Annotated in this window: 4 protein-coding genes; all 4 read left to right on the top strand. The window is 67.6% G+C overall.

Annotated elements, in window-relative coordinates:
• A partial coding sequence (locus ACFWF3_RS29450; protein ID WP_379316865.1) for an MCE family protein occupies positions 1 to 614 on the top strand: 614 nt, incomplete at its 5' end.
• Positions 615 to 619: 5 nt separating this feature from the next.
• Positions 620 to 1675 (top strand): MCE family protein, encoded by a 1056-nt coding sequence (locus ACFWF3_RS29445; RefSeq protein WP_379316864.1) that lies wholly within the window; start codon positions 620 to 622, stop codon positions 1673 to 1675.
• Positions 1672 to 2775 (top strand): MCE family protein, encoded by a 1104-nt coding sequence (locus tag ACFWF3_RS29440; protein ID WP_379316862.1) that lies wholly within the window; start codon positions 1672 to 1674, stop codon positions 2773 to 2775. The genes ACFWF3_RS29445 and ACFWF3_RS29440 overlap by 4 nt, the downstream gene beginning before the upstream one ends.
• Positions 2772 to 3313: MlaD family protein (locus tag ACFWF3_RS29435; RefSeq protein WP_379316860.1), on the top strand; the 542-nt coding region annotated here is incomplete at its 3' end. The genes ACFWF3_RS29440 and ACFWF3_RS29435, both read left to right, overlap by 4 nt.

Below are 3313 nucleotides of genomic sequence, written 5' to 3'. Positions count from 1 at the left end.
GATTCCAGCCGTTGTTCAGCGCCCTCGACCCTGGCGACGTCGACAATCTGACCTCCGCGCTGATCCGCGCCCTCCAGGGCGACGACGGCGCGGTCGCCGCCCTGATCACCGAGACCGCGACCCTGGTCCAGTCCTTCGCCGGGCCGGACCAGATCCTCGGCACCCTGATCGACAACCTGTCCGCGGTCATGACCACGCTGGCCGGGCAGAGTGCCGGGCTACAGACGACGTTCGCCCAGACCCGCAAGATCTTCGACGCCCTCGAATCTCGCCGTGACACGCTGCTTGACCAGACCGCGCGAATCTCCACCGTCGTCGCCGACGCCGCCGCGGTGGTCGACGGCGCGAGTCCGTCGCTGACGGAGTTCATGAACCGCGAACCCGGCTTCGCGCGGCACTTCGTCGACGGCAACCAACGTTTCGCCTTCCTCGGCTTCAATATTCCGTTGCTGTTCCAGGCCATGATCCGGGCCACCGACGCGGGCGCTTTCGTCAACGCCTATGTGTGCGATATCAGTTTCAGCATCATCCCCGGCATCGATCCGGTGATCGCGCAGATCCTGGGCGGCGCCTCCCCGACCGGTCGGCCCCAGCACTCCGCGATCTGTAGGTAGGACCCATGAAGACACCACTGCTCGCCCGCGTCTCGGCGCGCCAAGGCACCAGCACGATCGCCACCGACAAGTCGTTGCGGACCGGCCTCATCGCCGTGCTCTCGGTGGTGCTGGCGCTGCTCGTGCTGGTCGTGGTCAATTCGCTGAACCTCGGCACCCGCACGGTGCGGGCCGATTTCGCGCAAGCCGCGGGAATCGCCGCCGGTGACCCGGTGACCTGGGCGGGCATTCCCGTCGGCACGGTGACCGGCACCCGGCTCGCCGGCGACCACGTCGAGGTGAGCTTGTCGATCGACGACGAGGTCGTCCTCGGCGCCGATGCCGCGGCCGCGATCAAACTCACCACGCTGCTCGGTTCGCGCTATGTCGAACTGCGCTCGTCGGGCAGCGGCGAGCTACGCGACAATCGAATTCCCCTGTCCCAGACCACGGTTCCCTACGACCTCGAGACCGCGCTGCAGGACGCGACCACGACCTTCGACCAACTCGACGCCGACAAGATCGCCGAGTCGATGACCTCGCTGTCGCGCGGACTCGACGGCATGCCGTCGCTGGTGCCGGGCATCCTGCGCGACATCCGGTCGCTGTCGACCACCATCGCGACCCGACGCGACCAAATCGGCACGCTGCTCACCAGTACCGACCAGGTCAGCACCGTGATCCGCTCCCAGCAAGCCGAACTCGCCTCGGTGGTGGGTCAGGGCGGCACGGTGCTGCGCCAGATCATCGCCCGCCAGGACGCGCTACGCCGACTACTGGACGCGATCACCACGCTGGTCGCGCGGCTGGAGCCGATCGTGGTCGATGACCACGCCGAGGTCGAACAATTGCTGACCGATCTGCGTGACATGACCGCAATGATGGCGGGCCACGACGACCTGCTGCGCAATATCCTGCAGATCCTTCCGGTCCCCTGGCGCATGTTCGCCAACGCCACCGGTACCGGTGCCGAACTCAATGCCAGCGCCCCCGACGGCGCCTTCGTCGACTCGTGGATGTGCGCGTTGAGTGCCGTCGCCGTCGAGAACGGCCGCGCCCCCTATCACCAGGACTGTCGATGAAAGCCCTGATCTCCACCCTGAAACTCGCCGCGATCACAGTGAGCGTCGCCTGCCTGACCAGCTGCTCGGTCGGTTCGCAGGCGGATACCACTACCATCACCGCCGAATTCGCCAATGCCAACGGCCTCTACGAGGGCAACCCGGTCTCGGTGCTGGGCATGAGGGTCGGGCGGATCGTCCGGATCGAGGCCCGCGGCACCGAGGTCGTCGTCGAGATGAAGATCGACGGCGCGATCCAGCTACCGGCCGACGTGCAGGCGGTCACGATCTCGGACTCACTGCTCACCGACCGTCACGTGGAACTCACCCCGGTCTACCGTGGCGGACCGACCCTGCCCGCGGGAGCGGTGCTCGGTACCGCCCGCACGAAGTCGCCGGTCGAGTTCGATGCCTTGCTGTCGATGGCACAGAAGTTGTCGACCTCGCTGGGCGGTGACGGCAAGGGCGCGGGACCGGTCGCCGACCTGATCGACCTGGGGTCCGCCGCGACCACGGGCAACGGCGACGAGATGCGGGCGGCCCTGGGCGAACTCTCCCGGGCGTTGCGACAGGGCCAGGACAACGGTGCCGCCACCCGCGACGCGATCACCACCGTCGTCACCAACCTCGACGAACTGACCGCGGCCGCCGCGCGCAATGACGGGACGCTGCGCGAATTCGGCGGCGCCGTCGCACAACTCACCGATTTCCTGGCCGAACAACAGCTGGGTTCCGGCGAGACCGGCGCCGCGCTGAACCGGATCATCAGCCAGGTCGCCGAACTGCTGCGACGCCACCAGGGCACCATTTCCGGTCTCGCCACCAACGCGAACACGGTGACCGGTTCCCTGGCCGCCTACGACTACAACCTCGCCCAGTTCCTCGATGTGTTCCCGATGGTCGTCGACAACGCCTACAACTCCGTCGACCCGAATGTCCGCGCACTGCGCGCCGTGGTGGACATCAACCGGCTGCTGCTCGACGGCCAGATGGTCAAGGAGATCTGCAACCTGCTCCAGCTGCAGAACCAGGGCTGCGCGACCGGAACCATGCGCGATATGGGACCGGATTTCGGTATCACCGCCATCCTGGCGGGCATCGCGGGAAAGAGCGGCCGATGACACCTCGCACCCAGTTCGCGCCCCGACTCGCGGTCGCCGTCGCGCTCGCCCTGTCCACCAGTGGATGTGCCGTGGGGCTCGACCAGTTGCCGCTGCCCGCACCGGGACTCGGCGGCGACACCTACACCCTCACCGCGGCCTTCTCCAACGCGCTCAATCTGCCCATGAAGGCGAAGGTGACGCTCAACGGCGCCGATATCGGTCAGGTCGAGTCCATGTCGGCCCGCGACTACACGGCCCTGGTGACCCTGCGCATCACCTCGTCGGTCCGGTTGCCCGTCGGCACCTCGGCGCAATTGCGGTCGGCCACCCCGATGGGCGACGTCTTCGTGGCGATGAAGCCGCCGCCGGTCGTCGAGCCCGGCGGCGCGCTACTCGACGACGGTGCCGCGATCACGCTCGAGTCGACTTCGGCGGCCTCGACGATCGAGGAAATGCTCACTCGCGCATCGCTTCTGGTCAACGGCGGCACCATCCAGTACCTCACCACCGTCGTCGCCGCGCTCAGCGACCACGTCGGCGGCCGCGGTGACCGGCT

Source organism: Nocardia sp. NPDC060220, from assembly GCF_042727815.1.
In the GTDB taxonomy this organism is placed as follows: Bacteria; Actinomycetota; Actinomycetes; order Mycobacteriales; family Mycobacteriaceae; genus Nocardia.
The sequence above is the reverse complement of the archived record's forward strand: the minus strand, read 5'-3'. Positions and strand labels throughout refer to the sequence as shown.